Genomic DNA, 15186 nt, shown 5'->3' on the forward strand with positions numbered 1-15186 from the left:
TTAAATTAAAATTTTGCTCGATACCATTTTTCAGCTGCTTCAATTTCTGTTCGTGTTAACTGATGCCCAAATGATTCCCAATGCACCTGTACGTCCGCTCCAGCTTTTTCTAAAAGCGCAGAAAGTTCTTCCGTTTCTGATGCTGGGCAAATAGGGTCGTTTGTACCTGCCCCAATAAAGATAGAAGCGTCGGTCTTAGGCACTTCAATTCCTCTTCTTGGAACCATCGGATGAAGAAGAGCCGCCCCTTTTAAAGAATTCTCATAATGAAATAGCAAACTTCCTGCAATATTGGCACCATTTGAGTAGCCTACAGCTACGATGTTGTGTCGATCGAATGAGTATGTTTCAGCCGCTTCATCTAAAAATTGATGAAGTTCTTTTGTGCGTTCAATTAAATCTTCTATATCAAATATTCCTTCTTGTAAACGTCTAAAGAAACGGGGCATTCCGTTTTCTAGTACATTTCCTCTTACAGATAATATGGAGCAAGAGGAATCAATCATATCCGCAACAGGGAGCAGATCTTGTTCTGTACCTCCTGTACCATGCAACAGCAATAAAGTCGGTTTCGTCTCGTCCGTTCCTTTTTTAAAAATATGTTTCACGTATATCCACTCCTTTTAAATATCTCGAATTAAAGATAATTTTATTATAAGAACTTTCGAAGCATTTGTAAAGGAACTACTGTCAAAGAAATACCTGTATGTTTTGCTGGCAGTATCACATAATACTGAATAACTTCATATGGTCATTGCTCATATGCAGCTAGGTATTTAATTCGTTTGACTTACAGGGTGGAAAGAAATATTCCACTTTTAGCTAAGTGCTCCCGTCAAAAGGTGGATAATGATTAAAACTCACCCGTCTTCCGTCATATAAAAAGTGCTCTAGTCTGATAAATTAGTTAATTTTTTCTTTATTTCGTTACTTTCAACAGATATCAGCATTTATACCCGAACGTACTGAATCTTATTTCGTATACGTGTTATAACAACTTTTTTCTATGAGAAACAGAACGTAAAATACCAGCTTGTTTTTTCATAAAGGGGAACAAAGCCCCGAATGGTGCTTTATACGACTTTATTTGACAAACACAAATTTATGGGTAAACTAAGTTCAGATGATTGTATTTCACTTCGTTTCAGTTTAATAAAAAAACGAAGCATCTGCGAGTAAGCAAAAAATAACTGCGTAAAGAGCTATTTATGTCAATCATCTTATACCCTAAAAACTTACCTGCACTTGAATAATAGCCTTTATTAAACTTAGCACGTCAGCTTGTGAACGTTAATACTTTATCACCCATCTCTCTGTTAAAAGATTGAATGGGCCAACAAACTTCAGCATTCTTTACATAACGACCTTGTAAAGACGAAGAATGTAGCTATGTGTGAACATGGAATTATTACTTAGTGGAGTGAACCAACATGAGGAAATTTATTTTAGCCTTTTTAGTCGTTGTTTTAATTGTAATGCTGGGAGTTACCTATGTATTAAAGCAATTTCAGCAAACGGCTGATTTATCTTACTCGAAACTGCAGTCGGTTCAAAGTACGGTAGTCTATGACAAAAATGACCGTAAGATTGACGAATTGTATAAAACCGTTCCCCGTCAAAATGTTTCGAGCAATGAAATTCCCGATTATGTAAAAATGGCGTTTGTTGCAACGGAAGACCGTCGCTTTTACAAGCATTTTGGGATTGATTTACAAGGTATTGGCCGCGCCCTTTTTAAGAACATTGTAACAATGAGTAAAGCTGAAGGCGCAAGTACCATTACACAGCAGTTAGCAAGAAACCTTTACTTATCTAGTGATAAGACCATTAAACGTAAAGTAGATGAAATGTTTCTATCACTAGGCTTAGAAAGACAATTTACAAAAGATCAAATTTTGGAATTATATTTAAATCAAATTTATTTCGGAAGCGGTGTATATGGTATTGGTGCAGCTTCTCAGCTTTATTTTAATAAGCCTGTATCAGATTTAACCGTAGGCGAAGCTGCGCTTTTAGCGGGACTGCCAAAAGCGCCGAGTACGTATTCACCAAGCAATAGTACAGAAAAAGCGACAGCCCGACGAAACGTTGTATTGAAACTGATGCATGACCAAAACGTTATTAGCGATACTCAGTATCAGCAAGCGTTAAACGAACGTGTAGTCAAGCCTAGTGTTCCTGTTAAAAAACCGAACTCAAATCAAGCATTTATTGATTATGTAATTAAAGAAGCTGCTCAACAGTATGGCGTATCTGCTGATGACCTTTATAAGGGTGGTTATGCCATTTATACAGATTTAGATCCTAATTTACAGGAATCGATTAATAACTCTGTAGCAAATCATACGTTCCGAGATGATGACATCAACAGCAAAGTAGAGGTTGGGATTTCAGCTGTTAACCCTAAAACAGGTGGAATCTCAGCGATGTATGGAGGACGCAGCTATGAGCGAAACGGCTTAAACCGTGCTACAAGCGGCTATCAGCTTGGTTCAGCTATTAAGCCGTTAGCCGTATACGGTCCAGCCTTAGAAACTGGAGATTATACGCCAACTTCACTCTTAAGTGACGAACGACAAGACTTTGGCGGTGGATATAGCCCTAAAAACGCAGAAGGTGAATATCAAAAGCATGTGACAATGCGTGAAGCACTTACCCGTTCACTTAACGTTCCAGCTGTTTGGCTTTTAAAACAAATTGGTATTGATACAAGCGCAAAATTCATGGAAAAAGCTGGACTTCCGCTTGAAGATGACGATAAGTCAAAATTAGGGCTTGCTCTTGGAGGAACGACCACAACGTTCTCTCCCCTTCAGTTAGCACAAGGATATACTACTTTTGCTAACAAAGGCGTCATGACTAAGCCGTACGCAATTCGAAAAATTGAGATGCGCGACGGTGAAGTGAAAAAGCCAGACATTCAAACAGCGCAAGTAATGAGTGAAGAAAATGCAGATACAATGACATCCATGTTGCAAGATGTGATTGAAAAAAGCTATGGAACAGGTGTTAACGCTCGTTCTTCACGAGATGCTGCAGGTAAAACCGGTACAACCAACGATGTCAAAGATGCTTGGTTTGTCGGGTATACCGATGATGCAGTCGTTTCTATCCACGCTGGCTTTGATAATGCTAATTCTACGCAAACAACGAAATACTTATCAGGCGGCGGCGGACAAGACCCTGCTACACTGTTTAGCTCTATTATGAATAACTGGTAACCAAAAAACCTCCAACTTCACTGTTGGAGGTTTTTTTAAGATAAATGCGTTTTATGCTTAAGTGAAAAAAAGGAAACGTTAATGACTTTGCAAATCGTTACATAATGCAGAACGGTCAGGACAACCACGCCACAGTTCATCCCGATAATAATTCCCTGCATGCCAATATTTGTTTGTGATCCTAAGAAAAACATCAGGGAAAAAGATACAATATGAGACCAAATCGTATGATAAAAAGCATCTTTTACATAGCCAAGGCCAATTAAATAAGCTTGAAGCGGGACGGCAAAGAAGTGAAAAAGAAAATACGGCCATAAAGCCTTTAGGTAGTACACGGCTTCTGTAGAATGAAAAAACAAGTTAGTAAGCGGCTCAGCAAAGAAATACATCGCCACTATAGACGGAATCCCATATAAAAATGTCATTTGCATACTTTGAGTCAAAAGTCTTTGAAGCTGTTCTTCCTGATTTTTCGCATGAGCTTCAGATACAGCAGGTATTAGTGCTACTAAAAGAGAATGAGCAAAGAAAGCCGGAAAAAAGCCAATCGACATCGCTACCCCTGTTAGCATACCAAAATGCTGCGTTGCCCCGGTTAAAGTCATACCCGATAAAACGAGCGCGTGTTTGATTAAAAACGGCTGAATAGCATTACATACCGCATTAAATAAACGCAGTCCCGTGGTCGGAAGTGAGACACCTAACAGCTTTTTCCGAATCTCACTTGGAGAAAGCAGAGGTCTGTGCCCTCTTGATAAAACACTTAACTGGGTAACATACGTGATAAAAAAATAAAGCAAAATAACAGCTTCGGTCCCAATTAGCGTACAAATCGCAATAAACAGCGACATTTTAACATCTGTGAAAGCAAACATTTGAAAAACAATAAATAAAATCGTTAGCTGAAAGGCTTTGCGGATAAAATTAGACACAGCGATAGTCGTCATGTTATTTTTACCCGTAAAATATCCACGAAGCACCGCTGAAAACGAAACAACCGGAATGAAACATAGTACAACCCATTTTAAATAAGGATGATAGTGACTAAAAAATGGAAAGGCTGCTAATACGGCCAGTGTAATAAAAAAGATTCCCAAGCTCACAGCAGTCGCAAAAATGGTGGCATGCTTCATCATATGCTGATGTTCTTTGCGATGATGTTCAGCCAAAAATTTAGAAATAGAAATAGGCAGTTCTAAGTTGGCTACGGTAGCAATAAGAAAAATGATAGGAAGAACCGTCATGTACATACCCATGCCTTCCCTTCCTAATTCTCTAGCAAGTACCATATTTACAAGAAATTCAATTAACTCTCCTGCAAAGGCAGCACCTGCTAGAATAAACGTTCCTTTCAAAAAAGTGTTCATCTCGTTATCTCCTCTATCTCCCGTCCTTTTTCATCACTACCTCTTCTCTCTATGTATATGACAAGCCCAATACGAATTATTTGTCTAATTGTATTTTTTCGGTGTACAAGTTCTTGTATAATGTTCAACCTATGTGAAAAAAAACCGTTATATACCTTTTTCATATAGGAAATTCATTCATTTCTTATACTTTGACTCTTGAGACTTACATAGGAAAACAGGAGACTGAATGAACCTGGCGATTGCTAACGGGAATAGAGCATGTGGTTTTAATATAACAAATTCACATATCAGTTAAGCGTCTTTATTCACTATTTTCTGTGGATGCACTTCTTTTTTTGACACCGAAGCGTTTTTGCCTAGTACAACCGAAAAGACAACAATTATTGCTGTAGCAAGAGTAAAAAGTGTAATTGTTTCACCTAGAAATAGAGCTGCAAACAAAATCATTAAAAATGGCTGTAAATATTGAACCTGGCTAACTCTGGCTATGCCACCCATAGCCATCCCGCTGTACCAAGCAACGTATGCTAAAAATTGACTCACTACTGAGAGATAAATCAAACTAACCCACGCTTGTAAAGGCGCATGGAGCATTTCAGCTGTAATGCTTAGTCCTACTGGAACCATAAAAAATGGTGCACCGATGATAATGGCCCAAGCAATTACTTGCCAGCTGCCTAATCCTCTTGCTAATACCCCTCCTTCTGCATAGCTCAGTCCAAGTATCAGCACCGCTGCTAGTAAAGCTGCATCAGCAAACTGCAGTTGACCGAATCCAAGGTGAAGAGCATACACGATAACAGCTGCCGAACCGATTATACTTGAGACCCAGAATTTTAAAGAAGGGCGTTCACCCCCTCTAAACATCGCAAAACCGGCTGTGGCTAATGGTAAAAGAGCGAGTTCAACCGCTCCGTGAGAAACAGGCAATGATTTCATTGCCCAGGAAGTGAGCAGAGGAAACCCTAAAACTGCGCCTAAAGCGACGATCAGCAGACTTTTAAATTGACGGAGAGAAGGGAATTTTTCTTTTCGTACAATCAATATCACAGCTACTAAAACAGCAGCTATAGCTGTTCTTCCTAAACCGGCGACTGTCGTGCCGAAATACTTGACTGCAATGCTTGTAGAAGGAAGGGTTAAGCTAAAACAGATAACGCCTATTAACCCCAACAATAAGCCCATTTTCTCTCTACTTTCTTTTTGCATCTTACCCTACCCCTGTCTTTTTATTTTTCAGAACTATACCATTTTTCTAAAAAAAGTTCTGATATAATTAAAAGGATAGCGCAGGACAACTAGTAAAATAAATCATTCTTTTACCTATCTGTACGGGTACAAATTAAAGGAGTATGACCTATGAGTTTGAAATATCTGAAAATCATGGAAGAAATTAAGCTTGGCCTAGCAAATGGATCGCTTATTGCAGGTGGTAAACTCCCTTCTGTTCGCCGACTCTCTCAACATTTTTCGTGCAGCAAGAATACCGTTATCAAAGCGTACAGTGAACTAGAAAAAGAGCATTTAATTTATTCTGTTCCTAAAAGCGGCTACTACGTTGTGGCAGAATTTCAACATAGGACGAATGAAAATGAAGTGATTGATTTCTTGTCTGCTGGTCCAGATAAAAACGTTATGCCTTATCTTGAATTTCAGCATTGTATAAACCAAGCGATTGAACACTACAAAGAAGAGCTTTTTACATACTCTGATCAACAAGGCTCTTACTCATTGCGGGTACAGTTAGTGAAACACTTGCAGAACCTACAGGTGTTCACTCAAGCTGAAAGGTTAGTTGTTGTATCCGGGTCTCAGCAAGCTCTTCACTTACTAGTTTCTATGCCCTTTCCAAATGGAAAAAATAATATCCTAATTGAACAGCCCACTTATTTCGGTTTTATCGAGTCTCTTACGCTGCACCAAGCTACTACTTTTGGGATCGAGCTATCGATGAAAGGTATTGATCTTGATCGTTTGGAGTACATTTTTCGAAATAATGATATAAAATTTTTCTACATTATTCCAAGATTTCACAACCCTCTTGGGCATTGTTATACAAATTTCGAAAAGAAAAAAATCGTGGAGCTAGCCGAAAAATACGATGTATATATAGTGGAAGATGACTTTTTGGGCGATCTTGATCCCGATGCAAAATCAGATCCTTTATTTTCTTTTAATCCTTATGGACGAGTTATTTACATTAAAAGCTTTTCGAAAATCTTTCTTCCTGGGTTACGTATTGCTGCTGTCGTGCTTCCTTCGTTAATGAATAGCAACTTTTTACGATATAAATTCAGTTCAGATTTTAATAGTTCAGCGCTTTCCCAAGGTGCTCTTGAAATTTATTTAAAAAGCGGCATGTTTACGAGTCATCTTAAAAAGATAAAAGAGGTATACCATACCAAAATGCAAACTCTTGTAGAAGCATGTGATTTACTGCTACCCCCTCATACACATTTTTCTAAACCAACTTCAGGATTCTATTTATCCATTAGTTTGCCTGAGCATGTGACAGCAAAGCAGATCGTTCATATGCTAAACGAGCAGCACATATATGTTGATGATGCTTCTAGATTTTTTTTACCAGAATACAAACTAGACACTCTTCTCCGATTAAGCATCTCACAAGTAAATACGAATACGATCAAACGAGGAATTGAACAGCTGGCTCAGTGCATTACTTTAATTGATGATAGAAAACATCATCCTATTCCAAATAACCTTTTCCCCTTGTAGAATGGGAATTCAATGGACATACTAAACGAAAAGAAGCCAAGGAATTAGCATCCTTGACTTTTTTTATTTAACCGTAACGGTTATAAGAGGCATGTTATGCGTCCCTTTTGCAGAAACATGTGATTGCACGGTATATGTGCCAGGCTCAGAAAAAGATGTTTGTATTTCATATACACCTTCTCCTATTTGTTTAGGCTTTAACATCTTCCCTTTCTCTTCGCCATCTTTTTTCTCTATTTCAAATTCAATCATTTCAACATCATCATTTTTTACTTTTTCGTCTCCATATGTAACTTCGACTTTGTAGATACCGCTTTCATTTTTCCGTAACGCCTCTGGGCCTTGAAGATTTACGTCCAACGGTTTTGGCTGCTCAGCATTTGTGCTTTGAGCAGGTTCCTGACCACAGGCCGTTAAAAGTAAACAAAGACTGATTATAAATATACTTATTCTTTTTTTCATGTATTCATCTCCTTTTTAAACCCTTTGTTTAACTATAACGCGTATTGCAAAGAAAAAAATGAATTTTTCTAAAAAAGAAGGATTTTTAAAGAATTTTTAAGAAAAAAAGTTCATACTGATACTAACTAGTTTTTTCCAAGGAGGAAGAAAATGAATTCAGCTAAATCTCCAGCTAAAAAATCATGGCTACAGACATTAATCAAAAATAAAAATGAGCGCAAAAAAGTGATCTTTATCTTTACTATCTCTTTTTTACTAGTTGTAGCAGGGCTTATTTACATCCCTATTTATAAACATTCCCTTCCAATCGATTCTAAAATATATGAAGGGAATTTTAAAGAGCTTGGTTCAATCGCACGAATTGGTTTTTTTGCAGCTTTAGCCATTTATCCTATTTTTTTATTATTAAAATGGAAACCGTTATCGGACATAAAAAAAGGAAATTTTGAGTTAAAACCGCTTATCCAATTTTTAGCCAAGTATGTTCGTCAGTGGCACGTTCCCATTGCTCTTATATCAACGGCCTTGATTATTTTACATGGTTATATGGCTTTAATAAAAGGATTTCAAGCAAATTTTACGTACTTTTCAGGAATTATTACAATGGCTGTTCTAGCTTGTTTACTCGTGATGGGCGTGAAGCGCTATAAGCGTACAGATAAAAAGTGGCATCTTAAATTTGCTATCTCTTTTTTGGTTTTGTTTATGATTCACGCTACCTTTTCATAACTTGCCATTGTTTAAAGTTTTTTTATATAGGGTACAGTTCACAATGAATACATGATATGTATCACTATACGTTTTACATCATTTAGGAGGTATAAACATGGCAAGAGTGTTAGCTGTATTATCAAGCGGATACGAAGAGAAAGATTATCACACAGGTTGGTGGGCAGAAGAATTATTTGCTCCGCTGCAAAAGCTTGAGGACGCAGGGCACACCGTTGATTTAGCCTCACCTTTTGGAGGTAAGCCGGAAGTAGACGTTCGAAGTATTTCAGAAGACTTTGATCCAGACGGAACGTATAAAAAATTATATGAATCAGGAAGAGCGGATCAGACAATGAAACTTGAAGAAGTAGATGCTGAGAACTATGACGTTATCTTAGTAGTAGGCGGCCACGGCGCTATGTTTGACTTAGCAAAAAATGTGGACTTGCATGCACTTATGAACAAAGTGTACGACAATGGAGGTATTTTAGCAGCTGAGTGTCACGGACCTTCTGTTTTTGCTTTCTTGAAAGGATCCGATGATGAACTGTTAATTAAAGGACTAGACGTAACCGGTTATCCTGATGAAATTGAACCGGAAGAAGTACTTCCCTTTTTACCATACAGTTTAGAACAAGAACTTCGTGAAGTGGCTAACTACATCCCTGAGATGGATAAAAAAGCATATGCTGTTTGGGCAAATGATCAAATTGTCACAAGCCGAGATCCTTTTTCTTCTGAGTTAATGGGTGATGAATTAGTTAAAAAGCTAAATAAATAAACTAAAAAAAGACTGCTTAAAAGCGGTCTTTTTTGTTTGTTCTATAGGGATGTTTGAAACTGCTGCTCTACCAAACGCCGGTAAAAAGAATGAGAGGCTAACAGCTCTTTATGCGTTCCGCTTCCTGTAACCTGCCCTTCTTCTATTATAACAATTTGGTCCGCATTGATGACCGTAGATAGACGATGTGCAATGACGAGTGATGTGCGTTCTTTCATTACCGTTTCCAATGACTCTTGCACAAGCTTTTCTGATTCGGAGTCTAAGCTAGCTGTCGCTTCGTCCAGTAGTAAAAACTGGGGATTGCGTAACAGCGCTCGGGCAATTGCAATACGCTGTCGCTGTCCTCCTGAGAGATTAATACCTCTTTCTCCAATCATTGTTTCATATTGATCTTCAAAGGACTGAATGAAATGATGAGCATTCGCTAACTTCGCTGCTTCTTCTATTTCTTCATCCGTCACATGCCGCTCTAATCCGTAAATGAGATTTTCTCGAATTGTTCCTGCTAAAATCGGAGAATCCTGCTGAACATAGCTAAACAGATGACGCCACGAACGTAAGTTGACGTTTTGACTGTCTGTTCCATCCAAGAATATGCGCCCCGATGAAGGCTCATAAAAGCGTTCGATAAGCGAAAAAACAGTAGATTTTCCAGCTCCGCTAGGTCCAACAAAAGCGGTAACTTCTCCTTTTTTAGCAGAAAATGAAACTTCCTGCAATACTGGTTTATCTTCATATTGAAAAGCAACTTTATCGAACCTTAAACTCCCTACCTGTTCAAGCACTTCTCCATTTTCATAGTTCTCTTCTTTCTCAGCTAATATATCAAAGATTCTTTCTGAAGCTCCTTTAGTTTGCTGAAAGCTAGTAACAAATCGGGTAAGTGAACCAACCGGAACCATAATTTGAAAAAGGTAAAGAACAAAAGCTACCAGCTCTCCTGCAGTGATAAATCCCTCACTCACACGGTATGCACCAAACCCGACGATGGCAATCATAACAGCGGTCATCACCGTGCTAATAATCGGGGTAATGATGGCTTCAATTTTAGCTCTCTTTACACCGAAGAGGTAGAGTGACTGAAACGATTGTAAGCCGGAATCAACTTCTTTTTTCTCTGAACCGGATACTTTAATCAAGCGGATTTCACTCAGCATTTGAGCTAAAAAAGCTGTAAGCTTAGACATTTTATCCTGCTGCTCACGTGAAATTTTATGTATTTTTCGCGCTAGGGGCATAACCAGTACAAACATAACGGGAATGACCGCTAATAAAATGAGCGTCATGGGTACATCAAGTGTAAATAAAATAACAATGGCAACGATAATAGATAAAATATTTTTAACAAAGTCAATCATTTCTGTTGACAATAAATTCATCACAATGGTTGTATCATTTGTAATGCGGCTTACCATTTCACCGGAACGGTTTTGGTCGTAAAATGAAACCGGAAGCTTTATGAGCTTGTTCCACACTTTATGTCTGAGTTCTTTTACAACACCTTGTCCTACTTGAGCAAGGAGATAAAGAGATACTGCGCTTGTTACCATTTGAGCAGCAAATAAACCAAGGAGTCCTGTTATAAGCTGCAGGGAGACGCCTACTGCAATTTTCTCCATCACTTCTTTAATGACAAGAGGGATAGAAAGCGACGCTCCGGTATTAATTAAGGCCAGTATGAACGAAATGAGTAGCTTTCCTGTCGGAGGGTTCGTTAGCAACCATAATTTTTTAAATGAAAAATGAATTCCTTTTTGCGTATTCATCTTAGTTCCTTTCTAATTCTTTTAATAGGTGGTATACACACTTTAGGCAGACACCACACACTTTACCTTCAAAGTTCTATCTTATTTTACACCATTTCCTTTCTCAACCTGAACTTCTAAGCTTCTACCTATTTTTCAAACTCGTCTATACGAAAATGACAAGCTGGTCATATACTATGGTACACTGAATTCTTTTACTAGATGAGAGGTTGAATAAGGATGTCTGTTTATATTAAATCTATTTCTATTGGAACAATTTCTGGCGGGATCGTTATTTTTGGAAACGTAGGAAATATATCGCCTCCAAGCGGCTCTACGTCCGGCTCTGGTTCTAGCTCTAGCTCTGGTTCTAATTCCCAAATGCCGATGCCTCCTTCTCCGGGAAAAGGCCCGAGAGATAATACAGCTTTTAATGGCTAATAAAAAAACAGTGAGATATTTCTCACTGTTTTTAGACTTGAATACTTGTCATCATCGCAATATAAAAAGCAAAAACAAACAAACCCGCACTTAATACGCTAAGCCATACTGTCTTTTTGTAAAAACAAATAAGTAAATACACAAAAAACAGCAGTGCGACAAATAAGAATAGGATTCCTACAATTGTTACGTGAAACGTTAGAGGAAGCGTCACTTGTTTCCCATAGATAAACGGAAGAATCGATGAATCCATTGCCATATGACTTATATTAGTTGGCGGCGATTGCGTTACCATGATAGCTGTAAATAAAAAAATGATAAGCAAAATAATGCTTTCTGCTCGAATCCACATCACGGGCTTATATTCTGGATGTTTTATCGTTTTTCTCATAAGAAAGCCATTGATGACGGCAAATGCAAGCAGCGGAATAATCGTAATATGCTTTAGCAAAAGAGACTGCCCGTAATCTGTAGCCCATGAATTTACATAGTTGGACAGACCCATGATAATGACCATCGAAATGAACCCACTTAATGAAAGAAGCACAAAACAAGCGATTGCAAAAGGAGTAAACCAGCTCAAGAAACTTTTCCAATTGGAGGTTTCTTTTGAAAAAGCGGCAACAATCAGAACCACCCCTCCCCACAGTCCAACTGCTAAAATATGAAGAGAATGAGAAAGCATGCCGCTAAGCGCAGAAGCGGATGCTGCGTGACTTGCGTAGGCGATTCCTCCCACCAAGGCTACAGTCAGTAATGTATACATATGAGGGTGGCTCTCTATTGAAACAGCAACCATACATAAAATAGCAATTAGCACAACAAAGATCCAGGCGTGTCCCGTTCTTGTTTCCAATAATACAAGACGAACTGTTTCACCTAACCCTCTTATTTTTGAAAAAGATAAAATAATCTCAAGCGAATTTCCAACCGAAAAAATAGCGACAGCCGCTGCACTTGCAAGTAGCCATCGCTTTGATAATAAAATTGTTGGCTTTTTTGTAAGCGGTACATATTGCAGTACGGCAAATCCTAATAATAAGGAAAGACCTACGTATGTGAACCACTCAAAAACAGGCAACAAAATACTCATCTTTTTAAGCCTTTTTCTTTCTGAAGATTAAGAGTAATGCTCCAACCACCACTACAATAGCAATAATCATGATAACAAAAAACGATGAAGAATCATTGTTCTCTGTTTTTTCATCATTTGCTACTGCACTTTTTTGGTGCTGTTCGGATTGCGTGGCGTCTTGCTTTTTTTCACTATCTTTTCCGGCTGCTTGAGTATTTTCTTCTTTCGCTTCATCTTTCACATCTACTTTAAAAGCAATCGAATCTTTCATTACATGACCATCTTCCCCTACAATTTCCCAGTCCACTGTGTAAGATCCGTTTTCAAGAGGCTGATCGAGAGAAGCTATTAAATCATGACCCTCTACTTTTTGCGATGCAAGTGAAATTTTTTGTCCATCTTTTGTAACAGTTACAGTACTGATTTTCTCGATGTGTGTTTCAAAGGTTAATTTAATTTCTTTTAGAGGAGCTGTAACAGTTGCACCATTTTCCGGCACGGTTGTTTGCACATGTGTATGAGCAAAACTAACTGTCGGAACAGCTAGAAAGCATGCTAAAAGTAAACCTATTATTTTTTTCATATTTATGACTCCCTATCTCTTTTTTCTTTTTTCATCATATCCAAAAATGTTTTTATGTAGACGTTTCCGAACATGATCTATTTTCCTAGTAAGTGTACTCCTTTTTTACTCAGTCTCACAATAACTATTACCAATTCGTTATAAAATGTTCACAAATCCTAGGGAAGATGCCAATGTAATTTTTTTGAATATTCTTTCAGACTATCCTTGAATATAGTAAAATAGTTAAATAAGATGACTGACTTTTTTCTAGCTTAAAATCCCATACAGAAAGGATAGAAACAATGAAAAAGTATACATGCCCTTGCTGTGGTTATCAATCTTTAGACAGTGATGGTGACTATGATATTTGTGAGATATGTTTTTGGGAAGACGATCCGTACCAAAAGCTGAATGCCAACGAATTAGGAGCCAACTCTATTTCTTTAATAGAAGCTCAGGAAAATTTTATAGTTTATGGAGCGTGTAATAAAGAAAGCTTACAGCACGTGAGAAAGCCTTCTGTTCAAGATGTAAAAGATTTTAACTGGAAACCTATTATAAGTCACGAGTAGCAAAACTAGTTTATAAAAAAAGAATGCTTGCGAAAGCATTCTTTTTTTAATTCAGTAAGAAGTAGAAGCGAATGTAGAAAGCACATTTGTAAACCTATAAAAAGTTTGAGTTTTAGACGAAGCTCTTCCTTTTGCAGTGAATGAATGAAACATAGCACTTCGCAGCGGTTGGCTAATCTCTAATTGAATACTTTTCCCGGTACGATTTTTATTTGCAATATTTCCAGAGTTAATGCCTGCAATCTCATCGTGCCCTTTTGTAATCAGTTCGGCCGGAAATCCATTTTGATTTAATAACTGCGTTAATTTTTTTGCGCGCTCCCGATCAGTCCCGCCCACAAAAATATGTTTTTCGTTCCCAGAATACCCGTGAAGAGATAAAACATTATCATACTTGCTTACCATCTTACGCGCTGTGGGCTCATCAAAATGAGTGCTTGTGAGGTGCAGGTCTCGTGACCCTTTCGACTTTAACGATTCGAATAGATAAAGAGCATTTTGTTTGCCAAGCTCTTGGGCAATTTCGCTTGTCCCCCCTTCAATTCCTCCACCGTGTGGAGCAAAGATAAGGACAGAACTTTTCGTTTCTTTGGTCGTCACTTTATAGCTAGCTGAAGACTCATTCTGTGAGAGCTGCTTGAAATTTTGATATTTATCAGTTGACGCACTAGATGTATCTTGAAAAGGTGAAATGAATAAAACGAGTAGACAGATACATAAGGTAGAGAAACTTACTAAATGATAGCTTTTCAATTTGTACTCCTGCTTTCTTTTGTGTAATAAGACCTAAAACATTAGGAACCTAAAAAATCCAAAAATAATATTTAAAGTAGTCTTATTTACTTATCGTTACAAATTGTAATTTATTTAATAGTTCTTAATACCTATTTATGCTGTTTTAAAAAACTTCAACGCATATTCACTGAAGTTTTTTTACTTTTTTTGTTTTTATTTATTTAAAGCAAGCGCCAAACTAATTTTATCCAGCCAAAGAAGGCGATCCATAAAGGTATGCTCAAAGATGTTCCCCACGCTAAACCAATTAAGAAGTTTCCTCTTTCAATCATACAAACCACTCCTTATGAACATTGTAGGTGAACAAGTACCATTCTATACCTTCACTATAACAGAAAGCGCTTTCATTTGATAGTCACTTACACGTTTTTAGTGCTATATTCATACAGAAAACCGGATTCCAAGTAGATAAAGGGCGATATATAAGAAAATGAATAATTGCAAGGTGTAAAAGTATAATAATCTACTAAAAAAAAGAAACCTTCTTTGAAGGCTTCTTTTCTAGGTGTTTTTTATTGTTCGCCGCTGCGCTGCAAGCGATTCTCAATAAATAGGCGCTCAACAAATTTATTTAGCTGTGCTTGATACAAACGGCGCTCATCTAGCGATTTTGCGTCTTGTATTTGCTGCTTAAATCGTTTGATTTGCTGTCTTTGTTCAACCGTTACATGATGAGAAAGAAGCATAGGTCCCCCTCCATTTCACTAAC

15 protein-coding genes are annotated in these 15186 nt (G+C 37.7%); 6 read left to right on the forward strand and 9 right to left on the reverse strand.

Annotated elements, in window-relative coordinates:
* Nucleotides 1–5: 5 nt before the first annotated feature.
* Complete coding sequence (locus AC1DEF_RS12555; protein WP_043981516.1) at nt 6–608, reverse strand: alpha/beta hydrolase; 603 nt, start codon at nt 606–608, stop codon at nt 6–8.
* An 822-nt stretch (nt 609–1430) separates the two neighbouring features.
* Here AC1DEF_RS12555 and AC1DEF_RS12560 point away from each other — a divergent pair.
* Nucleotides 1431–3221: a transglycosylase domain-containing protein gene (locus AC1DEF_RS12560; RefSeq protein WP_097825195.1), complete on the forward strand. Its 1791-nt coding sequence runs from the start codon at nt 1431–1433 to the stop codon at nt 3219–3221.
* A 35-nt stretch (nt 3222–3256) separates the two neighbouring features.
* Here AC1DEF_RS12560 and AC1DEF_RS12565 read toward each other — a convergent pair whose 3' ends face one another.
* Both AC1DEF_RS12565 and AC1DEF_RS12570 read right to left on the reverse strand, forming a co-directional pair.
* Nucleotides 3257–4588 (reverse strand): polysaccharide biosynthesis protein, encoded by a 1332-nt coding sequence (locus AC1DEF_RS12565; RefSeq protein ID WP_013083768.1) that lies wholly within the window; start codon nt 4586–4588, stop codon nt 3257–3259.
* Between the two features lie 294 nt (nt 4589–4882).
* The gene (locus AC1DEF_RS12570) at nt 4883–5800 is read right to left on the reverse strand and encodes a DMT family transporter (RefSeq protein WP_097825196.1); all 918 of its coding nucleotides are present in this window, start codon (nt 5798–5800) and stop codon (nt 4883–4885) included.
* Between the two features lie 150 nt (nt 5801–5950).
* On the opposite strand from AC1DEF_RS12570, the gene AC1DEF_RS12575 reads away from it, so the two are divergent.
* On the forward strand, nt 5951–7327 hold the full coding sequence (locus AC1DEF_RS12575; RefSeq protein WP_097825197.1) for an aminotransferase-like domain-containing protein: 1377 nt from the start codon (nt 5951–5953) through the stop codon (nt 7325–7327).
* Between the two features lie 63 nt (nt 7328–7390).
* On the opposite strand, the gene AC1DEF_RS12580 is transcribed toward AC1DEF_RS12575, so the two are convergent.
* Entirely contained in the window at nt 7391–7789 is a 399-nt protein-coding gene (locus AC1DEF_RS12580) for a FixH family protein (RefSeq protein WP_097825198.1), read from the reverse strand.
* Between the two features lie 150 nt (nt 7790–7939).
* Here AC1DEF_RS12580 and AC1DEF_RS12585 point away from each other — a divergent pair, with 150 nt between their 5' ends.
* Together AC1DEF_RS12585 and AC1DEF_RS12590 are read left to right on the forward strand one after the other, a co-directional pair.
* A complete protein-coding gene (locus AC1DEF_RS12585) occupies nt 7940–8518 on the forward strand; it encodes a hypothetical protein (protein WP_043981511.1) in 579 nt (192 codons plus the stop codon).
* Between the two features lie 97 nt (nt 8519–8615).
* A complete protein-coding gene (locus tag AC1DEF_RS12590; RefSeq protein WP_013083773.1) occupies nt 8616–9281 on the forward strand; it encodes a type 1 glutamine amidotransferase domain-containing protein in 666 nt (221 codons plus the stop codon).
* 41 nt (nt 9282–9322) lie between these two features.
* Here the strand turns inward: AC1DEF_RS12590 and AC1DEF_RS12595 are convergent, their stop codons facing one another.
* Nucleotides 9323–11050: an ABC transporter ATP-binding protein gene (locus AC1DEF_RS12595; protein ID WP_097825199.1), complete on the reverse strand. Its 1728-nt coding sequence runs from the start codon at nt 11048–11050 to the stop codon at nt 9323–9325.
* Nucleotides 11051–11269: 219 nt separating this feature from the next.
* Between AC1DEF_RS12595 and AC1DEF_RS12600 the strand changes: the two genes are divergently transcribed.
* Nucleotides 11270–11470: a hypothetical protein gene (locus tag AC1DEF_RS12600; protein ID WP_043981509.1), complete on the forward strand. Its 201-nt coding sequence runs from the start codon at nt 11270–11272 to the stop codon at nt 11468–11470.
* 31 nt (nt 11471–11501) lie between these two features.
* Here the strand turns inward: AC1DEF_RS12600 and AC1DEF_RS12605 are convergent, their stop codons facing one another.
* Together AC1DEF_RS12605 and AC1DEF_RS12610 are read right to left on the reverse strand one after the other, a co-directional pair.
* The gene (locus tag AC1DEF_RS12605; RefSeq protein WP_230183470.1) at nt 11502–12563 is read right to left on the reverse strand and encodes a copper resistance D family protein; all 1062 of its coding nucleotides are present in this window, start codon (nt 12561–12563) and stop codon (nt 11502–11504) included.
* A gap of 4 nt (nt 12564–12567) precedes the next feature.
* Nucleotides 12568–13128, reverse strand: a complete 561-nt coding sequence (locus AC1DEF_RS12610) for a copper resistance CopC family protein (RefSeq protein ID WP_097825200.1) — start codon at nt 13126–13128, stop codon at nt 12568–12570.
* Between the two features lie 284 nt (nt 13129–13412).
* Between AC1DEF_RS12610 and AC1DEF_RS12615 the strand changes: the two genes are divergently transcribed.
* Nucleotides 13413–13682, forward strand: coding sequence for a CPCC family cysteine-rich protein (locus AC1DEF_RS12615; RefSeq protein ID WP_013057680.1), 270 nt, complete (start codon nt 13413–13415; stop codon nt 13680–13682).
* A gap of 51 nt (nt 13683–13733) precedes the next feature.
* Here the strand turns inward: AC1DEF_RS12615 and AC1DEF_RS12620 are convergent, their stop codons facing one another.
* Together AC1DEF_RS12620 and AC1DEF_RS12625 are read right to left on the reverse strand one after the other, a co-directional pair.
* Nucleotides 13734–14435 (reverse strand): poly-gamma-glutamate hydrolase family protein, encoded by a 702-nt coding sequence (locus tag AC1DEF_RS12620; protein ID WP_097825201.1) that lies wholly within the window; start codon nt 14433–14435, stop codon nt 13734–13736.
* Nucleotides 14436–14989: 554 nt separating this feature from the next.
* The gene (locus tag AC1DEF_RS12625; protein WP_165574973.1) at nt 14990–15163 is read right to left on the reverse strand and encodes a hypothetical protein; all 174 of its coding nucleotides are present in this window, start codon (nt 15161–15163) and stop codon (nt 14990–14992) included.
* Nucleotides 15164–15186: the final 23 nt, after the last annotated feature.

It is taken from the genome of Priestia sp. 10L35, assembly GCF_056395685.1.

What these genes read in the sequence shown, in the direction of transcription:
- AC1DEF_RS12590 (WP_013083773.1), top strand. Translation starts at nt 8,616, where the DNA reads ATGGCAAGAGTGTTAGCTGTATTATCAAGCGGATACGAAGAGAAAGAT.
- AC1DEF_RS12595 (WP_097825199.1), bottom strand. Translation starts at nt 11,050, where the DNA reads ATGAATACGCAAAAAGGAATTCATTTTTCATTTAAAAAATTATGGTTG.
- AC1DEF_RS12605 (WP_230183470.1), bottom strand. Translation starts at nt 12,563, where the DNA reads ATGAGTATTTTGTTGCCTGTTTTTGAGTGGTTCACATACGTAGGTCTT.
- AC1DEF_RS12565 (WP_013083768.1), bottom strand. Translation starts at nt 4,588, where the DNA reads ATGAACACTTTTTTGAAAGGAACGTTTATTCTAGCAGGTGCTGCCTTT.
- AC1DEF_RS12575 (WP_097825197.1), top strand. Translation starts at nt 5,951, where the DNA reads ATGAGTTTGAAATATCTGAAAATCATGGAAGAAATTAAGCTTGGCCTA.
- AC1DEF_RS12585 (WP_043981511.1), top strand. Translation starts at nt 7,940, where the DNA reads ATGAATTCAGCTAAATCTCCAGCTAAAAAATCATGGCTACAGACATTA.
- AC1DEF_RS12625 (WP_165574973.1), bottom strand. Translation starts at nt 15,163, where the DNA reads ATGCTTCTTTCTCATCATGTAACGGTTGAACAAAGACAGCAAATCAAA.
- AC1DEF_RS12580 (WP_097825198.1), bottom strand. Translation starts at nt 7,789, where the DNA reads ATGAAAAAAAGAATAAGTATATTTATAATCAGTCTTTGTTTACTTTTA.
- AC1DEF_RS12600 (WP_043981509.1), top strand. Translation starts at nt 11,270, where the DNA reads ATGTCTGTTTATATTAAATCTATTTCTATTGGAACAATTTCTGGCGGG.
- AC1DEF_RS12610 (WP_097825200.1), bottom strand. Translation starts at nt 13,128, where the DNA reads ATGAAAAAAATAATAGGTTTACTTTTAGCATGCTTTCTAGCTGTTCCG.
- AC1DEF_RS12615 (WP_013057680.1), top strand. Translation starts at nt 13,413, where the DNA reads ATGAAAAAGTATACATGCCCTTGCTGTGGTTATCAATCTTTAGACAGT.
- AC1DEF_RS12570 (WP_097825196.1), bottom strand. Translation starts at nt 5,800, where the DNA reads ATGCAAAAAGAAAGTAGAGAGAAAATGGGCTTATTGTTGGGGTTAATA.
- AC1DEF_RS12560 (WP_097825195.1), top strand. Translation starts at nt 1,431, where the DNA reads ATGAGGAAATTTATTTTAGCCTTTTTAGTCGTTGTTTTAATTGTAATG.